The organism is Marichromatium purpuratum 984 (assembly GCF_000224005.2).
Lineage (GTDB): Bacteria > Pseudomonadota > Gammaproteobacteria > Chromatiales > Chromatiaceae > Marichromatium > Marichromatium purpuratum.
On the sequence record NZ_CP007031.1, the window covers coordinates 2511538 to 2534238 of the forward strand.

18 protein-coding genes are annotated in these 22701 nt (G+C 69.0%); 9 read left to right on the forward strand and 9 right to left on the reverse strand.

The window, feature by feature from the left end; all coding sequences use genetic code 11:
- Positions 1-145 precede the first annotated feature (145 nt).
- The 5 genes from MARPU_RS10920 to MARPU_RS10940 all read right to left on the reverse strand — a co-directional run bounded on the left by MARPU_RS10920 (position 146) and on the right by MARPU_RS10940 (position 7377).
- Positions 146-775, reverse strand: coding sequence for a ParA family protein (locus MARPU_RS10920; RefSeq protein WP_005223227.1), 630 nt, complete (start codon positions 773-775; stop codon positions 146-148).
- Between the two features lie 77 nt (positions 776-852).
- The gene (locus tag MARPU_RS10925; RefSeq protein ID WP_005223226.1) at positions 853-1617 is read right to left on the reverse strand and encodes a LolA-like protein; all 765 of its coding nucleotides are present in this window, start codon (positions 1615-1617) and stop codon (positions 853-855) included.
- Positions 1618-1673: 56 nt separating this feature from the next.
- Positions 1674-2126 carry a single stranded DNA-binding domain-containing protein gene (locus tag MARPU_RS10930; RefSeq protein WP_005223225.1) on the reverse strand — a complete coding sequence of 151 codons (453 nt, stop codon included), beginning with the start codon at positions 2124-2126 and terminating at the stop codon, positions 1674-1676.
- Positions 2127-2215: 89 nt separating this feature from the next.
- The gene (locus tag MARPU_RS10935) at positions 2216-6085 is read right to left on the reverse strand and encodes an efflux RND transporter permease subunit (protein WP_005223224.1); all 3870 of its coding nucleotides are present in this window, start codon (positions 6083-6085) and stop codon (positions 2216-2218) included.
- Between the two features lie 143 nt (positions 6086-6228).
- Entirely contained in the window at positions 6229-7377 is a 1149-nt protein-coding gene (locus MARPU_RS10940; protein WP_043762618.1) for an efflux RND transporter periplasmic adaptor subunit, read from the reverse strand.
- A 450-nt stretch (positions 7378-7827) separates the two neighbouring features.
- On the opposite strand from MARPU_RS10940, the gene MARPU_RS10945 reads away from it, so the two are divergent.
- Both MARPU_RS10945 and nadA read left to right on the forward strand, forming a co-directional pair.
- Positions 7828-9336 carry a dynamin family protein gene (locus MARPU_RS10945; RefSeq protein WP_005223222.1) on the forward strand — a complete coding sequence of 503 codons (1509 nt, stop codon included), beginning with the start codon at positions 7828-7830 and terminating at the stop codon, positions 9334-9336.
- Between the two features lie 226 nt (positions 9337-9562).
- Positions 9563-10606, forward strand: coding sequence for a quinolinate synthase NadA (nadA, locus tag MARPU_RS10950; protein ID WP_005223220.1), 1044 nt, complete (start codon positions 9563-9565; stop codon positions 10604-10606).
- A 375-nt stretch (positions 10607-10981) separates the two neighbouring features.
- On the opposite strand, the gene MARPU_RS10955 is transcribed toward nadA, so the two are convergent.
- Complete coding sequence (locus MARPU_RS10955; RefSeq protein WP_005223218.1) at positions 10982-11686, reverse strand: glutamine amidotransferase; 705 nt, start codon at positions 11684-11686, stop codon at positions 10982-10984.
- Positions 11687-12039: 353 nt separating this feature from the next.
- Here MARPU_RS10955 and MARPU_RS10960 point away from each other — a divergent pair, with 353 nt between their 5' ends.
- The 6 genes from MARPU_RS10960 (at position 12040) to MARPU_RS10985 (ending at position 17569) form a co-directional block, all read left to right on the forward strand.
- Entirely contained in the window at positions 12040-12603 is a 564-nt protein-coding gene (locus MARPU_RS10960) for a NapC/NirT family cytochrome c (RefSeq protein ID WP_005223215.1), read from the forward strand.
- A 34-nt stretch (positions 12604-12637) separates the two neighbouring features.
- Entirely contained in the window at positions 12638-13591 is a 954-nt protein-coding gene (locus tag MARPU_RS10965; protein WP_025275292.1) for an ankyrin repeat domain-containing protein, read from the forward strand.
- 138 nt (positions 13592-13729) lie between these two features.
- On the forward strand, positions 13730-14335 hold the full coding sequence (locus MARPU_RS10970) for a c-type cytochrome (RefSeq protein ID WP_005223212.1): 606 nt from the start codon (positions 13730-13732) through the stop codon (positions 14333-14335).
- A gap of 23 nt (positions 14336-14358) precedes the next feature.
- Entirely contained in the window at positions 14359-15654 is a 1296-nt protein-coding gene (locus MARPU_RS10975; RefSeq protein ID WP_005223211.1) for an NAD(P)/FAD-dependent oxidoreductase, read from the forward strand.
- Between the two features lie 162 nt (positions 15655-15816).
- Positions 15817-16113 carry a hypothetical protein gene (locus tag MARPU_RS10980; RefSeq protein WP_005223210.1) on the forward strand — a complete coding sequence of 99 codons (297 nt, stop codon included), beginning with the start codon at positions 15817-15819 and terminating at the stop codon, positions 16111-16113.
- Positions 16114-16210: 97 nt separating this feature from the next.
- Entirely contained in the window at positions 16211-17569 is a 1359-nt protein-coding gene (locus MARPU_RS10985; protein WP_005223209.1) for an HDOD domain-containing protein, read from the forward strand.
- 6 nt (positions 17570-17575) lie between these two features.
- Here MARPU_RS10985 and MARPU_RS10990 read toward each other — a convergent pair whose 3' ends face one another.
- Positions 17576-18700, reverse strand: a complete 1125-nt coding sequence (locus MARPU_RS10990) for a glycosyltransferase (protein WP_005223208.1) — start codon at positions 18698-18700, stop codon at positions 17576-17578.
- Between the two features lie 148 nt (positions 18701-18848).
- Between MARPU_RS10990 and MARPU_RS10995 the strand changes: the two genes are divergently transcribed.
- The gene (locus MARPU_RS10995) at positions 18849-20393 is read left to right on the forward strand and encodes a glycosyltransferase family 39 protein (protein WP_025275293.1); all 1545 of its coding nucleotides are present in this window, start codon (positions 18849-18851) and stop codon (positions 20391-20393) included.
- 7 nt (positions 20394-20400) lie between these two features.
- Here the strand turns inward: MARPU_RS10995 and MARPU_RS11000 are convergent, their stop codons facing one another.
- Positions 20401-21651, reverse strand: coding sequence for a bifunctional alpha/beta hydrolase/OsmC family protein (locus tag MARPU_RS11000; RefSeq protein WP_005223206.1), 1251 nt, complete (start codon positions 21649-21651; stop codon positions 20401-20403).
- A gap of 247 nt (positions 21652-21898) precedes the next feature.
- Positions 21899-22699: a hypothetical protein gene (locus tag MARPU_RS11005; protein ID WP_005223204.1), complete on the reverse strand. Its 801-nt coding sequence runs from the start codon at positions 22697-22699 to the stop codon at positions 21899-21901.
- Positions 22700-22701: the final 2 nt, after the last annotated feature.

Consider the following 22701-nt stretch of genomic DNA (forward strand, 5'->3'; position numbering starts at 1 on the left):
GACTGCTCGTTGTGATTGTCCACCGGCCAGGGCCGGACGACCGGCTCGGAACGCTGATCTTCGAGATTAACAGAATTGCCACGACGGGCAACACGGACGATCCCAGTGGAAACGGCCAAGTACCGTGCGAAGCCGGTCGGCTGGCTCAGACGAGTTCGGGGTAGAGCGCCGCGGCCAGCGCCAGGAACTCGCGCGCGCCCTTGCCCCGGTGTTCGAGCTCGAACACCGCCAGCCCCTCGCTGAAGGAGCGCCGGAACAGGGTGCGCTGCGACAGGCGCGGGCGGATGAAACGGAGACCGGGGAGCGCGACCAGCGCTGCGGCGGCCTCGGCGGTCTCGCGCACCGCGTGGTGGGTGTCTCCGCGGTTGATGAAGCCGAGGATCTCGGGCGTGCGCGCCAGCCCCTCCTCGGCGATCAGGCGGATGTAGCGCTGCGCCGACCAGATATCGGCCTGCGACGGCTGCACCGGCACCAGCACCCGGTCGCACACCGCCAACGCCCGGCGCATCGCCGCCATGTCGGCGGTGCCGACATCGATCAGCACCTCATCGGCCTCGCCCAGCGCGGGATCGTCGAGCGCGGCCAGCGGCTCGACCGCCAGCGCCGGCTCGAACCCCTCCTCCCGGCGCACCTCGAGCACGTCGCTGAGGGTCGCCTGGGGGTCGGCATCGATCAGCCGCACCCGGCGCTCGGCCATGGCCAGCCACACCGCAAGATTGAAGGTGACGGTGCTCTTGCCTGAGCCACCCTTGAGACTGCCGACGATGGTGATCATGCTGCACAACTCCTCAACGACTGCTCCCCGGGCGGACCAGGCGGGGCGCCGCCGCCATGCCCGGCGGCACCTCCTCCCTAGCGCTGCTGCTGTGGCTCGGCGCGGCTATAGCCCTCGGGGACGCTGAACAGGTGATCGGGCTGCGGGCCGACGTGGATGGCGTCGAGTTCGCGCACATAACCGCCGGGGAACTCCTCGCGCACCGCCAGCCCCAACTCGGGGTCGAACCACTGGAAGGTCCGGGTCGGCTGCTGGTTCGGCGCGCTGGCGGTCACCTCCCACTTCTCGACTTGGCGTCCATCGAGCCGCTCCTCGCCGATCAGATGCAGCTCCATGCGCCGACCATCGGGCATCTCGTACTTCAGCGGCAGCCCGCGCTCGACATCGAGCCACTGGGCGCCGGTGAGGGTCTGGCCGTCGCGGCTGATCGTCATCTCCCACTTGACCGCGACACGACCGCCGACGGTCTCCTCGCCGGCGCGCCGACAGTTCATCTCCGGCAGCCCGGCGCAGGGGTTGCGCTCGGCCGAGGGGGCGGGCAACGGATCACTGCTCGCCTGGGGCGGGAGGCTGCGCTCCATGTAGACGCGCTGCGCCGGCAGCAGCAACCACTCGCGCCCCTGGTCACGATCGACGATGCGCACCATCTCCCGCCCCTCGCGGGTCATCTCGACGCGCATCCGTCCGTCGCCGACATACATCCGCCCCGAGGTCGTCTGCCCGTCCGGGGCGCGACTGAGCATCTCGGCGGAGAACTCGGTCGCCGCCGAAGCCCCCTGGGCCATCGCGGCCAGACCGGCGCCGAGGGCGACGGCCGTCTGCATCCATTGTTTCAACCGCATGACGTCAGCTCCTCCTGATGGTGTGTGGGATGGTGATCGGGACCACGCCGCTGAGGTCAGTCCAGGGACCAGGGGGCGGGCCAACCGAGGGGTGGCGGCGCCTGGCCGTCACTCGAGCGCTGTCGTCGCGGCCGCCAGTCGCGATTCCTTGTCTCATCACGCCGCATGCGTTCGCGCTCGGTCAGCGGTCGGAAGCGATACTCGATCCCCTCCCCCGGCACCACCAATGGCGCATCGGCGCGACGCCCGGGCTCACGGAAGCGATAGCCCGGAACCTCATCCGTCCTCGTCTCCTCAGCGCCCCAGGGGCGGAAGCGATAGCCGTCGTCGCGAGCGCGCGGCGGCGCTGACCAGACAGGCGGTGCGGCCTGCTGCTCGAGCCCCTGCTCGAAGCCCTGGCGATAGGGTGAATCCGCCCCATCGGGGGCCGACCACAGCGATTGGGCGGCCCCGGGGGCCGCGCACCAGAGCGCGCACACCAGGGTGGCGGCCGACAACCGACGCATCATGAACGTGACTCCTTGTGCACGCTCACACGGCGACGTGCAACGCAGCGACCTTAGCAGACCGCCCCGGCAGGCGACCAGACGGAGACGACTCAGTCATCGCTCGGCGGCTCCTGAGCGTCGTCCTTCAACTGGATGCCACGCCGCCCGCTGCGCTTGGCGGTCTTGCGCGTCGTGGTCGACTTCGCCGTGGTCTTGCGCGCCGTCGTCTTCTTCGCGGTGGCCTTCTTCGCCGTCGTCTTCTTGGCGGTCGTCTTCTTCGCCGGCGACTCGGACTCAGGCTCAGGTTTCGGTTTCGGCTCGGCGGCACGCGTCGTGGGCGACGCACCCGCTGCCGGAGTGTCGCTCGGCGGCGCCGCCGTGGTCCGCGGCGGTACCGGGCGCTGCGGCTGGCGCCGCTCGCGCCAACGCCCGAGCATCCCCTTGAGCGCCTCGAACAGCAACACGAAGATCGCGCGCACCGCATAGAACACCATCACCAGGATCTCACCGACCTGGGCGGCGATCCGGCGCATCCGTCCCGCGCCTTGCGCGGCATCGGGACGCGCACGCGCCGCGGCCTCGGCGGCCTCCTCGCGCTCGGCGAGACAGGGTACCCGCACCCCGGGCGGCGCGCTCGCCGCTGCGACCTCGCACATGGCCTCGCTCGCGGCGACACAGCCGAGCGGGATCACGATCAGGGTGAGCAGGGTCGAGACCACCACGCCCGAGAGCAGCGAGATCGCCATGCCCTGGAAGATCGGGTCGGTGATGATCACGCTGGAGCCGGCGACCAGCGCCAGTGCGGTGATGAGGATCGGGCGCGTGCGGATCTTGCAGGCGCGGATCATCGCCTCGGCCACCGGCACGCCCTTCTGGATCTCGTGGATGGCGAAATCCACCAGCAGGATGGAGTTGCGCACGATGATCCCGGCCAGGGCGATCCAGCCGATCATCGAGGTGGCGGTGAACTCGCCGCCCATGCCCATGGCGAAGACCAGCGCGTGGGTGGGGATGATGCCGAGCAGGGTCAGCGGGATCGGCGCCATGATCACCAGCGGGATGCGGAAATTGCCGAACTCCCACACCACCAGGATGTAGATCAGCACCAGGGCGACGGCGAAGGCCGCACCCATGTCGCGGAAGGTCTCGAAGGTGACCGTCCACTCACCGGCCCACTGCCAGGCGAGCCGCCCGTCGTTGGGCGGTGCGCCGAGCCAGTGGAAGGCATCGCCGAAACCACCGCCGGCGTTCGGACGCGAGCCGTCCGGGGCGAGGTAGTCCTGCTCGGCCATCAGGTCCTGGACCTGGAACATGGCATAGACCGGCGCGGCCAGACGCCCGCCGACATCGGCGACGACGTATTCGACCGGGCGCAGGTCCTTGTGATAGATCAGGTCCTCCTCGGGGGTCAGCACGAAACGCCCGAGCTCGCTCAGCGGCACCGTGAAGCCCTGCTTGGAGAGGATCGGCAGATCGCCCAGACGCTCGATCTGCGAGCGCTCGGCCAGCGGCACCTGGATGACGATCCGGGTCGGCTCGTGACCGCTCTGACGCCCGGTCTGCTGCTTGATGTCGCCCATGGTGGCGCCACCGAGGGCCATCTCGAGGTTGCGGTTGATGGTGTCGACCGAGATGCCGCGACGCACCGCCTTCTCGGTATCGACCTCGAAGCGCCAGTAGTCGAAGTCGTCGCGCAGATAGTTGTCGACATCGCGCGCGCTCGGCGCCTGCCCGAAGAAGGCGGTGACATCACGCGCGAACTCGCGACGCAGCTCCGGGGTCGGACCGTAGATCTCGGCGACCACCGATTGCAGCACCGGCGGCCCCGGCGGCATCTCCACCACCGCGACCCGCGCACCGGCCTGGTGCGCCGTGGCGGTGATCAGCTCGCGCGCGGCGACCGCGATCTCGTGACTGCTGCGCTCGCGCGCGTGCTTGTCGGTGAGCTGGACCTGCAGCTCGCCCTGCCAGGGATCGGCGCGTAGATAGTAGTGGCGCACCATGCCGTTGAAATCGAACGGGCGCGCGGTGCCGGCATAGAGCTGGATTGCGGTCACTTCGGGCAGGGTGCGCAGCTGCTCGGCGAGCCGGTGGGCGAGGTTCGCCGTCACCGGCAACGCCGTGCCCTCGGGCATGTCGATCACCACCGAGAACTCGGGCTTGTTGTCGAGCGGCATCATCTTCACCGCCACCCACTTGAAGTAGAACAAGGAGCAGGCGAAGAGGAAGGTGCCCCAGAGCACCAGGCGGAAGATGCGCCGCTTGGCGCGGCTCTCCATCAGCGGGGTAAGCACGCGGCGGAAGAAGCGCTCGAGGCGCTCGGCGTCGCGATGCTCGCGCCGCTCGGCGGCGGCGAGATAGCCCATCGAGGGCTTCAGCCACTTGGAGATCGCCAGATAGGGGGTGAAGACGAAGGCGGCGAACAGCGAGACGAACATCGCCACCGAGCCGAGCACCGGGATCGGCGCCATGTAGGGTCCCATCATGCCGCTGACGAAGCCCATCGGCAGCAGCGCCGCAATCACCGTGAAGGTGGCGAGGATGGTCGGGTTGCCGACCTCGCGCACCGCATCGACCGCGGTGGCCTCGTCGGTGCGCCCCTCGGCGAGCCAGCGCCGATAGATGTTCTCGACCACCACGATGGCGTCGTCGACGAGGATGCCGATGGAGAAGATCAGCGCAAACAGGCTCACCCGGTCGATGGTGAACTCGCCCACCCAGGCGATGAACACCGTCATGAACAGCACCACCGGGATCACCAGCATCACCACCAGCGCCGGGCGCACCGCGCGGAAGGCGATCAGCACCAGCACCACCACGAACAGGGTGGCCTTGATCAGCTTCCAGATCAGCTCCGAGACCTTCTGGTCGGCCGACTCACCGTAGTTGCGGGTGACGCTGACCTCGACGTTGTCGGGAATGCGCGAACCGCGCAGCTCCTCGACCCGCTCGAGAATGGCATCGGCCACGGTCACGCCGTTGGTCAGCTCCTTCTTGGCGATGGCGAGGGTGACGGCGGGACGACCATCGGCGCGGGTCTCGATCTCGGCGGCCGGTCCGGTGTAATAGGTGACGAGCTGGCTGGCGTCCTCGGGACCGAGACGGATCTCGGCGACGTCGTACATGTAGACCGGGATGTCGTTGTAGGTCCCGACCACCAGTCGGCTGATGTCCTCGACCCCGGTGAGGAAGGCGCCGGTGGTGACGGTGAAGTGCGCGCCGCTCGACTCGACCCCACCGGCGACGGTCTCGGCGTTGGCGCTCCTGAGCGTCTGCGCCACCTGATCGAGACTGATGCGATAACCCGAGAGTCGCTCGGGCGAGACGTCGATGGTGACCTGCTCGCGCCGCCCCCCGACGATGAAGGCGTTGCCGGTGTCCTCGACCTGTTTGAGCGCCTGCAGCAGATCCTGGGCCAGCAGGCGCAGTTGACCGTCGTCGACATCGGCGATGCCGTTGTCGTCGAGATCCTTCGACCACAGCGTCAAGGTGACGATGGGCACATCGTCGATGCCCTTGCTCTTGACCAGGGGCGGCAGCACCCCCGGCGGGATCAGATCCATGTTGGAGGCGAGCTTGTCGTTGACCTTGACCAGCGAGGGACCCATCTCCTCGCCGACGTCGAACTCGACGGTCACCAGCCCCTCGCCACGACGCGAGGCCGAGTAGACATGCTTGACCCCGGGGATCTCGCTGATCAGCCGCTCCAGCGGCTGGGTGGCGATATTGGCCACCTGCTGCGCCGAGGCGCCCGGATACTGCACCATGATGTCGATCATGGGCACCGAGATCTGCGGATCCTCCTGGCGCGGGGTCATGATCAACCCGAGCAGGCCCATCATCAGCATCGCCGCGTAGAGCAGCGGCGAGAGCGGCGAACGGATGAAGAAGCGGGCGGTGCGCCCGGCGATACCGAGGTGCGCGTCGTCGGCGAGACGGGTGTCTTGATCCGAGGTCATGGGGGTTACGTCTTGGCTCATGTCGAATCCAGCTTGTACGGGCCAGCGCGGCGTGGCGGCGATCGGCGGACGCCCGCGGCGGGCGTCGCTGCCCAGCGGCGCGACGGTCGCAGGCCGTCACGCCGGGTCGCGGGCGGTCCTGCGCGCCGCGACCGGTTGATCCGTCAGTGCCCGGCGTCCTCGCCTCGGGCCCAGCCGGCACTCACCCCGGGACCGGGGTCGGCGAGCACTCGCTCGCCCGGGCGCAACCCGCTGAGCACGGTGATGAAACCGCCCTCGAGCGACTCGCCGACACGGATCAGGCGCAGCTTGGGCGCGCCCTCGGCGTCGAGCACATAGACCCCGGGCAGGCTGCCGTTGTAGCGCACCGCCGAGCGCGGCACGACCGGATTGGCGCGCGCCGGGGCGTTGTGATCGGGCACCAGCACCTTGGCGTACATCCCCGGTTCGGAGACGCCCTGGGGCAGGTCGAACTTGATCTTGATGGTGTGACGCTGGGGATCGGCCATGGGGAAGATCTGCGCCACCCGGACCGGCACACGCTGGTTCGAGGGATCGATCTCGGCCTGCAGCATCATCCCCTCGCGCAACCCCGCGCGCAGGCGCGCCGGGACATCGACCTCGACCTGGAGGTACTCGATGTCGGCATAGTTGAGCAGCGGCTGACCCGGCTGCACGGTATCGCCGACCTCGACGAATTTCTTCACGATCACCCCGTCGAAGGGCGCGATACCGCGCGCATCGCGGATCTTGGCGTCGAGCGCCTGCAGCTCGGCCTGCAGCCGCAGCATCAGGTTCTGCGCCTCCTGGATCTGCACGCCGGAGGCGAACAGGTCGGCCGAGCGCTCGGCGCTGCGATCACGCTCGCCGATGAAGGACTCGACCGGACGGGTGAACATCTGATCGAACAGGTTGGGCAGACCCATGCCGCCGGGCACCGCGCGCGACTGCGGCGAGAAAATCTCGCGGGTGTACTGCACCCCGGCGTTGCGCAGCTGGGCGTCGGCGCTGGCCATCTGCGCGAGCAGCGCACGGCGCTTGGCCAGCAGCTCGGCGTCGCCGATGGCTACCAGCAACTCGGCATCATCGAAGGCATCGCCCTCGCGCCCGGCGATGAAGGTCACCCGTCCGGGGAGCTGGGCGGCGAGCATCACCTCCTTGTAGGGGACCACGGTCCCGCCGATGGAGACCGTCGGCGCACCCTGCGCCTGCTGGACGACGAAGGTCTCGTCCGGACCGCCCCGCCCCTGCGCCGTGGTTGCGGCGCCCACCAGGGCGAGGGCGAACAGCCACACGGCTGAGGCCTTTCTCATCTGTATTGCCATCGGATCGCACACCAAACGCTGTGTGTTGAGTCGGAAGCCCGAAGGGCGCGATTGCGGTTCGGAGCGGAACTCGGACACCGTCGGGAGGGAGGGTCGTTGAGCCCGGCGCGCGTCCGTCTTTCATGGACCAGGCGATCTTCGGCCGGGTACTGCGAGACATGCCAGGTGCCGCATCCCTGTGCTCCGGACGGCGCAGTTGTCCAGTATGCCTGTGTCGCCGCGAGACATTCAACCCAGTCCATGGGGCTGTCCTTGGACCACATCATGGCCGCCGCGCGGCCCACTATCACTGGCCTGGGGGTTCGTTGTAACATCGCGGGCCATCGCGCGCCGGGAAACCGCAGGTGAACCCGATCGAGTGCGCGTCCGCCGCGACGTGCCCGGCACACACCCGCAAGCTGACGAGCGCACGGACCATCGCAGAGAGGAACCCAATCCATGCCGTCTACCGCTGACGCTGTGCAGCAGCGCCTGAAGGAACTGGAGTCCCACCTGGAGCAGGAGAACCCGGTCCTGCTCAGTGCCGTGCAGAGCTTTCGGGCGATCGACGAGGTCGCCTACGCCACCGGCGTGCTCCAACCCAATCAGACCTTCTCCAGCCAGATCCCGTGGTGGCCGCTGATCTCGGTGCTCGGGACCTTCTCGGCGGGCAAGTCGACCTTCATCAACCACTATCTCGGCGAGAAGCTCCAGCGCACCGGCAACCAGGCCGTCGACGACCGCTTCACCGTCGTCGTCTACAGCGCCGACCCGATCAGCCACTCGCTGCCCGGCGTCTCGCTCGACTCTGATCCGCGCTTCCCCTTCTACCAGATGTCGCACGACATCGCCCAAGTCGACGCCAGCGAGGACAGCGGCGACGGCAACCGCATCGACACCTATCTACAACTCAAGACCTGTCACAGCGACCGGTTGCGCGGCAAGATCCTGATCGACTCCCCGGGCTTCGACGCCGACGCCCAGCGCACCACCATCCTGCGCCTGACCGATCACATGATCGACCTCTCGGACCTGGTGCTGGTGCTGTTCGACGCCCGCCATCCCGAGCCCGGGGCGATGCGCGACACCCTCCAGCACCTGGTGCGCGACACCATCAACCGCGCCGATTCAGGCAAGTTCCTCTACATCCTCAACCAGATGGACTCGGCCGCCACCGAGGACAATCCCGAAGACGTGGTCGCCGCCTGGCTACGCGCGCTCGGCGAGGCCGGACTCACCGCCGGACGCTTCTACACCATCTACAGCCCGGACGCCGGCACCACCATCGCCGACGAACACCGCCGTGCCCGCTTCGAGAAGAAGCGCGACGAGGACCTCGCCGAGATCTATCTGCGCATGGAGCGCGTCGAGATCGAGCGCGCCTATCGCATCGTCGCCGCGCTGCGCAAGACCGCCACCGACTTCTCCCACAGTTCGATGTCGCTGCTGCAGGAGGCCAAGCGCCGCTGGCGCCGCCGCACCCTGGTCACCGAGACCATCCTGCTCGCGCTGTGCGCCACCGCCTTCATGATCTGGAGCCTGCGCGCCGGACACTGGCACGGGCTGGCCTACGACCCGCAATGGCTCGATTTCTTCACCACCGTCTCCTGGGGGTTGTGGGGGCTCGAAGGCGTGGTCGCGGTCCTGGTGATCGGTGGACACTTCACCATCCGCCGGCTGGCGGCACTGAGCGTGATGCCCTGGTTGCGCGGCCAGGTCGAGAAACACGACCCGCCGGGCGACGTGATCGCCGCCTTCCGGCGCAACACCCGCTTCTGGCGTACCGTGCTGTCGGGCACGCCGAAGGGCTGGCGACGCAAGCGTCGGCACGCCATCGACGAGGTCCTGCAAAACTGCGAGAACTACATCCAGAGTCTCAACGAGCGCTTCACCAACCCACGTGGCCTGCCCGACAAGCCACGCCAGGCGGCGACCCCCGGGAACGACACCGAATCGGTCTCGGCCTGATCCGCCGATCCCGCCCGCCGCAGACACCACCCCGGCCACCCCGGCCGGCGGTGGCGTCCGACACGACCGTCCAGTGTCCAGGGATGGCCTCGTCCGCCACGGCGCGACGACACACCCGGACGGGAGCATTCACCCGCGAAGACAGGTCCGAGACCATGACATCGGAAGGCGCCCGACGCCCTCGCCGTCGACTCGGAACCCATCACGACACACTTAGAGAACGACCATGCCAAACGCGACCACGGGGGGTGGCTCCCGCCCCACTGTCCAGGTACCGCCCCAGCCCCAATGGCCCACCCTCGGCGCCGACGAGAAGCGCGCCACCAAGGCGCGCATCGCCGAACTGCTCAAGGCGCAGGACGCGGTACTGGTCGCCCATTACTACACCGACGGCGACCTCCAGGAGCTGGCCGAGGAGACCGGCGGCCGGGTCGCCGACTCGCTCGAGATGGCGCGCTTCGGCACCCAGACCGAGGCCAGCACCCTGGTCGTCTGTGGGGTGCGCTTCATGGGCGAGACGGCCAAGATCCTCAACCCCGAGAAGCGGGTACTGATGCCGGACCTGAGCGCCACCTGCTCGCTCGACGAGGGCTGTCCGCCGGAGGACTTCGCCGCCTTCTGCGCCGCTCACCCGGATCACACCGTGGTGGTCTACGCCAACACCAGCGCCGAGGTGAAGGCACACGCCGACTGGATGGTGACCTCGAGCATCGCGCTCCCGGTGGTGCGCCATCTCGCCGAGCGCGGCGAGAAGATCCTGTGGGCGCCGGATCGTCATCTCGGCCACTACGTCCAACACATGACCGGCGCCGAGATGCTGATGTGGGACGGCGCCTGCGTGGTCCACGAGGAGTTCAAGTCCCTCGCCCTCGAACGGGTCCGCGCCCTACACCCCGACGCGGCGGTGCTGGTCCACCCCGAATCGCCCGATGCGGTGGTCGAGCAGGCCGACGTGGTCGGCTCCACCACCCAGCTGATCCGCGCCGTCACCGAACTGCCCAACCCCGAGTTCATCGTCGCCACCGACACCGGTATCTTCTGGAAGATGCGCCAGCTCGCCCCGCACAAGACGCTGATCCCGGCTCCCACCGCCGGCGAGGGCGCAACCTGCGAGAGCTGCGCCCACTGTCCGTGGATGGCGATGAACGCGCTGCAGAACCTCGAGCGCGTGCTGCGCGAGGGCGATCAGGAGATCCAGGTCGAGGACGCCATCCGCGAACGCGCGGTACGCCCGATCCAGCGCATGCTCGAGTTCTCCGCGCAGCGCTAGAGGCCGTCACACCAGCGACCAGCGACCAGCGACCAGCGACCAGCGACCAGCGACCAGCGACCAGGGGATTGAACCGCCAAGGCGCGAAGGGCGCAAAGAGGCTCAAGTCGTAAGCGACCAGTCTCCAGCAGCCAGTGGGAGTACACCCTCGACGACAGCACGTCTTGCCCGCATCCGTGGTGCAGGTCTTTGGCGCCAGTGCTTGAGGGTAGTCAGCCACTGGCGACTGGCGGCTGATCGCTGGAGGCTCTTCCTGCCTTTGCGCCCTTCGCGCCTTCGCGGTTCAATCTCCCCGGCTGGCGGCTGGCGGCTGGCGGCTGGCGGCTGGCGGCTGGCGGCTGGCGGCTGGCGGCTGGCGGCTGGCGGCTGGGCACCCTACCGCCCGCTCACCAAAGCGGCGAAGCGTTGGAGCAGGCCGGCCGCCTCGGGAGTGTCGACGACCTCGACCTCGGCCCCGCGCGCGCCCAGCTTGTCGATCTGACGATCGACATAGACCTGGGTCACCTCGCGATCGAACTCGGGATGGAACTGCACGCCCCAGGCCGTCTCGCCCAGGCGTAACGCCTGATGAGGATCGTGATCGTTGGCCGCCAACACCTGCGCTTCGGGCGGTGGGCGCAAGACCGATTGGGCATGGGTGAGCGGCGCCACGAAGCGACCGGGCAGCCCGCCGAACAGCGGATCGTCACGCGCCACCGCAGTCAGCCGGATCTCGACACAACCGAGTTCGAGTCCGCGCGGATTGAAACCAACCTCACCGCCACAGGCGCGCGCAAGCAACTGATGCCCATAGCAGATCCCGAGCACTGGCACCCGGCGGGCCAACAGCCCCGCAAGCCATTGCTCGACGCTCAGACTCCAGGGCGCGGCCTCGGTGACCATGGCATGCGAACCGGTAATCACCACCCCAGCCAGCTCGGCACCGTCGGGCAGCGCCTCGCCAGCAGATGCGTCGATCACCTGCCACCTGCGTCCGTCCGCGCCGAGGCCGGCGCGGATCCAGTCCTCGAAGTCACCCCGACACGCGGTCAGCGCACCAAAACTGCCCCCGACCTTGATGATGCAACGGCGTCCCTGCATCGCCTTACCTCCTTCGACTCGATTCGACCTCGCACCCGACACCCTCGCCCGATCAACCCTCGCCGCACCTCGGCGACAGCGAGGCAAGCGCGGAAACGCGCACCCCGCTGTCGGTCGTAGTGGTGTGACGGAACTCGGCGTGGGCACGCCGTGCCTCGCGCCGACACCGTGCGAACGGGGCTCGGCACGGACGCCTCACGCCCCGCAGACACTTTCCGGCCGAGGAACTCGGGCACCGGCCTTGGCAACCAAGTAGCACTTCACTTAATATCAATGACAATTATCAAGGCGGAGACGCCCGCCCGGTCTCATCAGGGCGCATCGTCAATCCGCCGTCGGGGAGGATGGTTCGCATGCCCCAGCGCAAGACGTCTCGACGCAGATTCTCCATGGCAGTCCTGGTGCTGATGTTCTTTGCCGGCATCGGCTTCGTCGCCGCGCTCGACTTCGGCATCCGCTCCACCAACACCATGGAGTTCTGCACCTCCTGCCACACCATGCACACCAACTTCGAGGAGTACAAGGAGACACTCCACTACAAGAACCCCTCGGGCGTACAGGCAACCTGCGCCGACTGTCACGTGCCCAAGGCATTGTGGCCGAAGCTGGTCACCAAGGTCATCGCCGCCAAGGACGTCTATCACGAATTGGTCGGCACCATCGACACCCCCGAGAAATTCGAGGCACGTCGCTGGGTGATGGCCTCGCGAGTGTGGGCAAAGATGGAACGCAGCGACTCGCGCGAGTGCCGCACCTGCCACGACTTCTCCAGCATGGACCTGTCCGAGCAGGGGCGCTCGGCGCGCAGCCGTCACGCCGCCGCCGAGGACAAGGGACAGACCTGCATCGACTGTCACAAGGGCATCGTCCACGAAGAGCCCTACGAACCGCTGCCCGAAACGGCCGCCGCCGATTGAGGTCGACGCCCGCGCAACGACGAGGCCGGAGATGATGACCAGCAACAGGACCCGCTGCGCCCCGAGAATCCCCCTGCTCGCCGCCCTGCTGCTCGGCGCGAACGGCACCGCAGCGGCCGACCTCGCCACCGAACTCAGGCTCAATGCCATGGTCGGCGACACCGATGCCATGGTCGAGCTACTCGACCGTGGTGCACCGGTGGACGCCGCCAACGCCTTCGGCAAGACCGCGCTGATGTTCGCCGTCGAGGCCGACGAGCTGGAGACGGTGGCGCTGCTGCTGACCCGTGGCGCAACGGTCAACGCTCGCACCGTCGCCGGCTGCACCCCGCTAACCTTCGCCGCCGAGGGCGGACACATCGGCATCTCGGCGTTGCTGATCGCGCGCGGCGCCCATGTCCACGACCGCACCCGCGCCGGTTGGGACGCGCTGATGATCGCCGCACGCCACGGCATCCTCGAGATGGTCGAACAGTTGCTGTTTCGCGGCGCCGACCCCAAGGCCGCCGATCGCGACGGTCGCACCGCACTGATGCAGGCGGCCGAGCGCGGCCATGTCGCCCTGGTCGCGCCGCTGCTCGGCGCCGGTGCCGAACTCGAGTCGCGCGACCGCGACGGTGCCACCGCGCTGCTGATCGCCGCCGACCGCGGCCAGCTCGCCATGGCCCGCGCTCTGCTCGGCGCCGGCGCCGAGGTCAACGCCCGCGACGCGCTCGACGCCAACGCGCTGATCCTCGCCGCCAGCCAGGGGCACCTCGAACTGGCGCGGCTGCTGCTGGAACAGGGCGCCAACCCCAACCTGCAGGATAGCGACGGCACCACGGCGTTGATGGAGGCCATCTCGACCGATCACAACGCCCTGATCGATCTACTGATCGACTACCGCGCAAACCCCGCTCTCGAGGATGCGCAGGGACGCACTGCGGCGGACCGCGCCCGCCAGCTCGGCAATCGCGAGGCGATCGAGCTGCTGGCCCGCGGTCACTGACCCCGCTCGCCGCCGCGCGACGACACGACTCCGCGCACCGCGCACTTGCTCAAGAGGCAGTGGCCCAGGCCGCTACCCCTTAGCCGCCGACGCCCCGGAGGGCGTCGGTCTACCGCAAAGACGCAACAGGAGGAAGGAATGGCCGACTCGATCCGCAACAGACTGTCCCTGACCGCGGGACTCCTCGCGCTCGGACTCGTCTCCGCCGCCCAGGCCGGAGACGCCACCCCGGAGATGCTCGCCAATGCCTGCGCCGGCTGTCACGGCACCGAAGGCAACAGCATGGGGCCGGCTGCGCCCAGCATCTCGGCGATGGACCCGCTGGTGTTCGTCGACACCATGGAGGCATTCAAGAGCGGAGACACCTACTCGACCGTGATGGGCCGCATCGCCAAGGGCTATGACACCGCCGAGTTCGAGGCGATGGCCGAATACTTCCACGCCCAGCCCTATCGTCCCGCGCCCCAGGACTACAACGCGGCACTGGTCGACACCGGCGCCCAGCTCCACGACCGCTTCTGCGAGAAGTGCCATGCCGAGGGCGGTATCCCGCTGGTCGATGAGGAGGACTACAACATCCTCGCCGGGCAGTGGGTGCCCTATCTGCGCTATGCCATGGAGGACTTCCGCGCCGACCGTCGCGAGTTGCCGAAGAAGATGCGCAGCAAGCTCGAGGACCTGCTCGAGCGCCACGGCGAGGACGGTCTCGAAGCCCTGTACGCCTTCTACGCCAGCCAACAATAAGGACATCGGAGGATCAGCACGCGATGAAGCTCAGCAGACGCGATTTCGTCAAGACCGGCGCCACCGCCACCGCCGCCCTCGGCCTGCTCTCGGCCCCCTATCTCGCCCGGGCCGCCAGCCACCGCGTGGTGGTGGTCGGCGGCGGCACCGGCGGGGCCACCGCAGCCAAGTACCTCAAGCGCGCCGACCCGGCGATCGAGGTCACCCTGATCGAGCCCAACGAGACCTACTACACCTGCTATCTCAGCAACGAGGTCATCGGAGGCGATCGTCAGCTCGACACCCTCGAGCACGGCTATGACGGGCTGCGCGCGCACGGTATCCGTGTGGTCCACGACACCGTCACCGCGATCGACCCCGAGGCGCGCGCGGTCGATACCGCCGGCGGCGAGCGCTTCGAGTATGACCGCTGCGTCGTCGCCCCGGGCATCGAGCTGCTCTACGACCGCATCGAGGGCTACAGCGAGGCCGCCGCCGAGACCCTGCCGCACGCCTGGAAGGCCGGCGCCCAGACCGCGCTGCTGCGCCGCCAGCTCGAGGAGATGGCCGACGGCGGCACCGTGGTGCTGGTCGCCCCACCCAACCCCTTCCGTTGTCCGCCCGGACCCTACGAGCGCGCCAGTCAGATCGCCCACTACCTCAAGGGCCACAAGCCCAAGTCCAAGGTCATCATCCTCGACAGCAAGCAGGCCTTCTCCAAACAGGGACTGTTCACCCAGGGCTGGGAGCGGCTCTACGGCTTCGGTACCGAGGACAGCCTGATCGAGTGGCACCCCGGCCCGGACGCCGCCGTGGTCAGGGTCGAGGCCGAGGGCATGGTCGCCGAGACCAGCTTCGGTGACGAGATCCGGGCCGACGTGATGAACGTCATCCCGCCACAGCGCGCCGGCAAGATCGCCCAGGTGGCGGGCCTTGCCGACGACAGCGGCTGGTGCCCGGTCGACAAGCGCACCTTCGAGTCGAGCATCCATCCCGGCATCCATGTCATCGGTGACGCCTGTATCGCCACCAAGATGCCCAAGTCCGGCTACTCAGCCAACAGCCAGGGCAAGGTCGCCGCCGCGGCGATCGCCGCACTGCTCAAAGGCGAGGAACCGGGAACGCCCTCCTACATCAACACCTGCTACTCGATCATCGGCACCGACTACGGCATCTCGGTCGCCGCCGTCTACCGCATCAGCGAGGACGGCGCCACCATCGCCCCGGTCGAGGGCGCCGGCGGCCTGACCCCGAGCGACGCACCCGACTGGGCGCTGGCCCGCGAGGTGCAATACGCCTACAGCTGGTACAACAACATCACTCACGACACCTTCGGCTGATCCGCCACCCGGCGGGCCGCCCGAGAGGGACCAAAGGAGGAGGAATCTTCGGGGGCCGCACGGCCCCCTTTTTTCGCCATCGCGAGATGTTAGGGGCATCGCCTAGAATGAACAGCACCGACCAGCCACGGAGCGGGGCCAGGCGCCCCGGACCTCGCCATCATGACAGACCCCAGCCTCGGCAACTGCTGGCACTGCGGCGGCTCCTTGACCCGCCTCGACTACACCCGCGAGGGCCGCTGCCCGAACTGCGAGCACGCCACCCATTGCTGCCGCAACTGCCGGCATCACGCCCCGGGACGCGCCAACGACTGCATCGAGCCGATCGCCGAGGCGGTGACGGACAAGGTCCGCGCCAACTTCTGCGAACTGTTCGAGCCGCGCCACCAAACCGGCGCCGCCGCGCCCGCCGATCAGGCCGAGGCGCTGCGTCAGGCCGCCGAGGCGCTGTTCAACTGAGCGCCCGGCAAAGCCGCCGTCGACGAGCGGTCGACGGCGTTTTCGGCTAACCTCTCAGCCACGGCCAGCAGTGCGGGACCGCCCCGGGATCGAGCCGATGCGCAACTTCTGGAAACACCTCACCGCCCCCAGGGGCGAGACCCGCCCCGGACCAGAGCCTCTCCACGCCGAGCAGACAACCGCCTTTCCCGATCTCCCCGAGACCGAGATGGTACGACTGCACAATCGCGCCCTCCCGCTGCGGCTCGCCTCGGGTGACGTGCTGTTCCGCGCCGACAGCCGCGCCGAGCGACTCTACGTGATCATCACCGGCGAGATCGTCATCGGCGACACCACCGCCCCGGACGCCGAGCGTTTCGGCCCGGGCGACTGGATCTGCGAGTTCGACCTGACACAACCCGGCATCCACGCCGCTACCGCCACCGCCCTCACCCACAGCCAGGTGCTGGCACTCGAACGCAGCGCCATCGTCGACCTCGAACCCACGCTGCGCGACTATCTCCGGCACCGCGTGCACCAGTTCAGTCTCCAGCGACTGTACCGGGCGCAGCGGCGCCAGGCGGCGCTCGCGCGTCACAGCCGGGCGCTCACCGATGCGCTGATCGCCGCGCGAACCAGCGGCGGCGCAGGCTTTGCCGAGACCGAGACCGCGCGCCAGCTCTTCGCCAAGGTCCCGGCGCTGCCGATCTCGACCACCGCGCTGCTTAACAAGATGCTCGACGAGCGCACCACCAAGGGCGAGATCGTCGAACTGGTGACCATGGACCCGGCGCTCACCAGCACCTTGCTCAAGTCGATCAACTCGCCCTACTACGGCCTGCAGCACCAGGTCACCAGCGTCAGCCACGCCATCGCCCTGCTCGGTCACAACGCCGTCTACCAGGTGATCATGACCGAGAGCATGCGCCGCAGCCTGCCCAACACCGAGCTGTTCACGGACATCCACCAGCGCGCCATCGAACTCTCGCACCTGGCCTTCACCCTCGCCCAGACGCTCGCCGTCGGGCGCCCCGCGGAGGTCGCCACCCTCGGCATCCTCGCCGACATCGGGTTGGTGATCAACGAACTGCTCAAGCGCGTCAACCCAAGGCTCAAGCCCTTGTTCGACCTGCTCGACCCGGCCGAAATGGGCGCCGCGTTGCTGCGCAGCTGGCACCTGCCGACGGTGGTGTGCGACAGCCTGCACCACCAGCACCACCCCGAGTTCGCACCGCCGGCGCGGCTCTCCGAGACGGTGCGCGACAACGTCGCCGTGCTCTATCTCGCGCGCCGACTGCTCGCACGACTACACGGCCACACCCCGAGCGACCCCGGACTCTTCCTCGAGGCCTATCTGGCGCTACTCGGACGCGCGGGCATCAGCGAGGTCGAGCTGCTCTACGAACAGCTCGTCCCCCGGCTGCGCGCCCAGCTGCGCCAGCTGCCGCGCTCGCTGGCCGAACGGCTCGACGGCTGAGCCGGCTCAGGCCGGCTGCGGGCGGCGCCAGGTGTAGACCGCGGTCACCGCATAGTTCCACACCGCACCGACGAGGATGCCGGCGAGCGCCGAGAGGAACCAGCCCGAGAGCCCCTCGATGAACAGATAGTTGGCGATGCCGACATTGGCCAGGGCACCGACGCTGCAGACCACCACGAAGGAGAGCCAGCCGCGCAGCAGCGCGCGACCGCGCAGGCGCATGTCGCGATAGGTGAGCAGGTTGTTGAGGAAGAAGTTGCTGGTCATCGCCACCAGGGTGGCGGTGGCCTGACCGGCGAGGAAGGCGCCCTCGCCGAGCAGTGCCAGCAGCGGCCACAGCACCGCCATGTGGACGAACACGCCGAACCCGCCGATCAGCGAGAAGGCGAGGAAGCGCACCGGGATCGCCGAGCCCAGGGTCTTCTGCGCGAGCATCAGCAGATACTCCCAGAGCACCGCGTTGTCGAGCTTGCTCGTCCCGGCATGACGCTCGCGGAAGGTGAAGGGCAGCTCGCGACAACGCAGCGGCCGCTCGCTCGAGGAGACGATGTCGAGCAGGATCTTGAAACCGACCCCGCTGAGCCGGTGCACACAACCCTGGAAGGCGGCGGCGCGGACCATGAAGAAGCCGCTCATCGGGTCGGCCAGCTCGACCCCGAGCAGCCGCTGCCCGACGCGGGTGGCGAAGCGGCTCATCGCCTGGCGCCGCGCGTTCCACTCACCGACCCCGCCACCGCCGACATAGCGGCTGCCGACCACCAGGTCCAGCTCGGGCTCGGCGTCGAGGGTGTCGTACATCTGGCGCAACAGCGACTCGTCGTGCTGCAGGTCACCGTCCATCACCGCCACGCAGGGCGCGGTGGTGGCGAGCATCCCCTCGATACAGGCCGAGGACAGCCCGCGCCGCCCGATGCGCCGGATCAGCCGCACCCGCGGGTCCTGCCGGGCCTGCTCGCGCACCCGCTCGGCGGTGCCATCGGGCGAGTCATCGTCGACGAAGATCAGCTCCCAAGCGAGCCCGTCGAGCACCCGACGGACACGTTCGACAAGCTCGGGGACCGATCCCGCCTCCTTGTAAGTGGGCACGACGACGGCGAGCTGGGGCGGCTGGTGGGGGGGTCTGTGTGGCATGGATCCGAACAACCTGAAACAAGGGATTTGGCGCGCCGGCGGAACCGGACGCGGCATGACTGAGCGGCGATCGCGCACGCGGGTCGGTTGCGCGGCGACCCTGGTGGGCGGCATTCTAACGCGTTCGTCCACCGAACCCGTGCCCGCCATGTCCACCGCCGTCCCGAGCCGTCCCGCTGCCGAGTCCATCGACTGGCGCCCGATCGCGCTGCTGATCCTCGCGCTGAGCGCGCTGCGCCTGGCCATCGCCGCGCTCCTGCCGGTCACCCAGGACGAGGCCTACTACTTCGACTGGGCGCGCACGCTCGGCTGGGGCTATTTCGATCACCCGCCCGGGGTCGCCGCACTCGGGCTCGGCACCCTGCTCGAGCCCGGCTCGGCGCTCGCCGCACGGCTCGGCACCCTGCTCGCCGGCGTCCTCACCCTGGTGGTACTCGCGCGGCTCTACTGGCGCGCCGGGCTGACCACCACCGCCACCCTGGCGAGCGCGCTGCTGCTCGCCTGCGCCACCCTGCCGGGGCTGGTCGGCGGCGTCATCACCACCCCGGACACCGTGCTCGCGCTGGCCTGGGCGCTGGCCCTGCACGAGGCCGAGCGCGCCCTCGGCGGTGCGCGCCGGCGCTGGGTCACGGCGGGCATCGCCGTCGGTATCGGGCTGCTCGGCAAGTACACCATGGTGCTGATCGGGCCGGTGCTGCTGTGGGCGATCCTCTGGGTCGACCCGCGCGCGCTGCGCACCCGCTGGCCCTATCTGGGTGCGCTGACCGCGCTGCTGGTGTTCGCCCCCAACCTGTGGTGGAACGCCAGCCACGACTGGCTCAGCCTCGGCTTCCAGCTCGGCCACGGGCTCTCCACCGAGCTAGCCGCGCCCGAGACCTTGGGCGCCGGCACCATGGCGCACAGCGGACCGCAGACGCTCGCCGAGCGGCTGGCCAGCCTCGGCGGCTATTTCGGCGCCCAGCTCGCCTTCTGGGGGCTGTTGGTCCCGGCGCTGGTGATGGCGCTGCGTGGCGCTGGCGATACGCCGCCGCGACAGCGATTCACCCGTCACGCCCGCGCCCTGCTGATCGCCGCGACCCTGTTCCCGCTCGGCTTCTTCGCCGTCATCGCCAGCTTCAGCGAGGTCGAGGCCAACTGGCCGGTGATCTATCTGCTCGCCGCCCCGGCGCTGCTCGCGCCGCGACTGCTGCGACGACCGCGCTGGCTGCTCGCCGGCGCCGGGGCCAACCTCGTCCTGGTCACGCTCTATGCGGCGCACGCGGCGAGCGCCGCGCTGCCGCTGCCCGACAGCGCCAACCGGGTGCTGCGCGAGACCCACGGCTTCGCCGCGCTAGCCGAGGTCGCCGCCGGGCTCGACGCCCCGGTCCATGCCGACCGCTATCAGCTCGTCGCGATGCTGCGCTTCCACGCCCCGAGGCTCGCGGCCACCACCAGCCAGTGGCCGGGACTGCACCGCCCCTCGGAGTATCTGCACGGGCGCATCGCGCCACGCCTCGACCCGGCGCGCATCGACCAGCCCTTCTGGCTGGTCTCGCGCGCCGGTCATCCGCCCGCGCTCCCCGGCTTCCGGGTGACCGAGCAGCGCCTCCTCCAGGATTGCGCGGGACAGCCGCTCCACCAGGGGACGAGCGCGCCCTGCGCGCGACCGCTCCACGTCTGGCGGCTCTATCGCTACGCCCCGCTCGGCGACTGAGCCGGGCTCAGTCGAGACGCTCGTCGTCGAGTTCGCTGTGGATCAGCATCAGTGATTCGAGCGAGCGGTTGACCGGGGCACGCTCGGCGACCTCCAGCAACCGTGCCCGCTGCCCGGCGGTGAGATGGCCGAGCAGGTTGATGCGCTGCTGCACCCGGTCGACCCGGACCTCTTCGCGCTCGCAGGCGGTGCAGTCGGCGGCGTGACTGCGATCGAAGGCGAGGCGCACCTCGACGTCGTCGAGATCCCAGCCCTTGGCGGTGGCGTATTCGCGCAGCGTCATCGAGGTGCAGGCGCCGAGCGCCATCAGCATCAGCTCATAGGGATCAGGACCCAGCCCGCTGCCGCCGACGGCCGAGGGCTGATCGGCGAGCAACTGATGGCGACCGGTATAGAGCCCACGGAGGAAGCGGGCGTGCAGCTCGGTGACCAGCACCTCGCCCTCGCCCACCTTGGGCGCGGTGCCCAGGCTCTGCTCGAAGCGATGACCGCCGAGCCCGAGATAGCGGCTGGCCCAGGCCACCAGGGTTTCGGCGACGTACTCGGCGTCCTCGCGGTCACTGAGCATGTGGTCGGCGTTGTCGAGCGAGATGAAGCTCTTGGGGTGACGCGCGGCCTGATAGATCTTGGCCGCCTCGTCGATCGAGACGATGGTGTCGAGCGGCGAGTGGAACACCAGCAGCGGTCGGTCGAGGTCGCGGATGTGGTCGGCCGCACCGTACTGCGCGAGGTCCTCCAGCAACTGCTTGCGGATACGGAAGCGACGCAGCCCGATCTTGACCTCGGCCTCGCCGCGCGCCTCGAGTTCGTCACGGGCGTCGCTCAACAGGTGCTGGACGTGCGAGGCGGTGGCCGGCGCGGCGATGGTCACCACCGCCTCGACCGAGGGCAGCTGGGGCGCGGCGGCGAGCACCGCAGCACCACCGAGGCTGTGGCCGATGAGCAGCGCCGGGGCCTGGAAGGCCTCCTCGAGCTTGCGCGCCGCCGCCAGCAGGTCCTCGACGTTGGAGGAGAAGTTGGTGTTGGCGAAGTCGCCGTCGCTGTTGCCCAGCCCGGTGAAGTCGAAGCGCAGCACCGCGATCCCGCGATCGGCCAGGGCGCGACTGATCCGGCTCGCCGCGGCGATGTCCTTGCTGCAGGTGAAGCAGTGGGCGAAGAGCGCATAACGTCGCGTCGGCACCCGTTCCGGCGGCATCTCCAGCAGCCCCGCCAGTCGGTGCCCTGCGGCATTCGGAAACTCGAGCTTGATACGTGGCATTCCGATCTCCTCGGTGTCTTCTCGTGCGAATCGCGACCAAAACAGACCACCCGCGCAGACTGCGTGCGCGGGCGGCACGAAACGAAGTGATGAACCGCCGTGGCCGCGCCACGGCAAGCCCTCCATCCTCTCGCATCCACGAGCGCGGTTCCAGTCAATCGCACACACTCCGCATCGGTGGCGCGCCCGGCGCAAGACGATCAGGTCGACCGGACCGTCTCGTTCGGCATCCCCCGCGCCCGCGGGTTCAACGCAAGGACTGCTCGGCGCCGAGGATCCATCCCTCGATCGCCGCCTGATCGCGCTCCACCGCGTCGAGCGACGGCGCCAACCAACCATCGAGTCGTCCGGCGCGATCCTCGCGCGCCAGCCACAGCGCCACGGCGCGGGCATCGCACTGATCCGGGGTGAGTCCGCCGCACGCCTCATCATCGCGATAGAGTGCGGGATAGGCCTCGACCAGTACCGATCGACCCGGCGCCAGGGTCCAACCGTCGAACGGCCAGCAGTGCAGTCGCTCGCCGAGACGCGCGCGCAGCAGACGCACCCAGGGCAGCCCGGCATGGGTCGACTTGGCCACCGAGCCGGGCACGTCGAAATGGAATACCGACTTGGCGCCACCGGCGCGACGATCGGTGAGGCGCCGCCAGCGCGCATCACCACTGCGCGCAGCTCCGGCCCCAACGCGCCCGCGGCGCACATCCTCGACCCTGACCCCAACGGCATCGGTTGGCCAGTGACACTGGAAGTCGTCGAGAAAGGCCGGCCAGTCGTGCCTCAGCCCATGCTCGACGAAGTACTCGAGCGGGAAGGAGAGCGCGTGATCGATCCCGACCAGGGTCGGCACCGGCTCGCGCAGCACCGTTTCGAGCCACTCGGCCAGGGCGCGTCGTCCCCAGCGACGGGCGCATCCGACGGGGAAGATCTCGCGAGGGACATGCTCATCGGCCTCGAGCCGATAGACCCGGATTCCGGCCAACCGCTGTTCCGGGGTACCGGCCCCGGAATAGTCGATCCCCAGATAGCGCGAGAAGGTGGGTGTGGGCATGG

Bases quoted from the DNA above. Each gene is read 5' to 3' on its own strand.
- MARPU_RS10920 (WP_005223227.1), bottom strand. From the start codon at position 775: ATGATCACCATCGTCGGCAGTCTCAAGGGTGGCTCAGGCAAGAGCACC.
- MARPU_RS10925 (WP_005223226.1), bottom strand. From the start codon at position 1,617: ATGCGGTTGAAACAATGGATGCAGACGGCCGTCGCCCTCGGCGCCGGT.
- MARPU_RS10930 (WP_005223225.1), bottom strand. From the start codon at position 2,126: ATGATGCGTCGGTTGTCGGCCGCCACCCTGGTGTGCGCGCTCTGGTGC.
- MARPU_RS10935 (WP_005223224.1), bottom strand. From the start codon at position 6,085: ATGAGCCAAGACGTAACCCCCATGACCTCGGATCAAGACACCCGTCTC.
- MARPU_RS10940 (WP_043762618.1), bottom strand. From the start codon at position 7,377: ATGAGAAAGGCCTCAGCCGTGTGGCTGTTCGCCCTCGCCCTGGTGGGC.
- MARPU_RS10945 (WP_005223222.1), top strand. From the start codon at position 7,828: ATGCCGTCTACCGCTGACGCTGTGCAGCAGCGCCTGAAGGAACTGGAG.
- nadA (WP_005223220.1), top strand. From the start codon at position 9,563: ATGCCAAACGCGACCACGGGGGGTGGCTCCCGCCCCACTGTCCAGGTA.
- MARPU_RS10955 (WP_005223218.1), bottom strand. From the start codon at position 11,686: ATGCAGGGACGCCGTTGCATCATCAAGGTCGGGGGCAGTTTTGGTGCG.
- MARPU_RS10960 (WP_005223215.1), top strand. From the start codon at position 12,040: ATGCCCCAGCGCAAGACGTCTCGACGCAGATTCTCCATGGCAGTCCTG.
- MARPU_RS10965 (WP_025275292.1), top strand. From the start codon at position 12,638: ATGACCAGCAACAGGACCCGCTGCGCCCCGAGAATCCCCCTGCTCGCC.
- MARPU_RS10970 (WP_005223212.1), top strand. From the start codon at position 13,730: ATGGCCGACTCGATCCGCAACAGACTGTCCCTGACCGCGGGACTCCTC.
- MARPU_RS10975 (WP_005223211.1), top strand. From the start codon at position 14,359: ATGAAGCTCAGCAGACGCGATTTCGTCAAGACCGGCGCCACCGCCACC.
- MARPU_RS10980 (WP_005223210.1), top strand. From the start codon at position 15,817: ATGACAGACCCCAGCCTCGGCAACTGCTGGCACTGCGGCGGCTCCTTG.
- MARPU_RS10985 (WP_005223209.1), top strand. From the start codon at position 16,211: ATGCGCAACTTCTGGAAACACCTCACCGCCCCCAGGGGCGAGACCCGC.
- MARPU_RS10990 (WP_005223208.1), bottom strand. From the start codon at position 18,700: ATGCCACACAGACCCCCCCACCAGCCGCCCCAGCTCGCCGTCGTCGTG.
- MARPU_RS10995 (WP_025275293.1), top strand. From the start codon at position 18,849: ATGTCCACCGCCGTCCCGAGCCGTCCCGCTGCCGAGTCCATCGACTGG.
- MARPU_RS11000 (WP_005223206.1), bottom strand. From the start codon at position 21,651: ATGCCACGTATCAAGCTCGAGTTTCCGAATGCCGCAGGGCACCGACTG.
- MARPU_RS11005 (WP_005223204.1), bottom strand. From the start codon at position 22,699: ATGCCCACACCCACCTTCTCGCGCTATCTGGGGATCGACTATTCCGGG.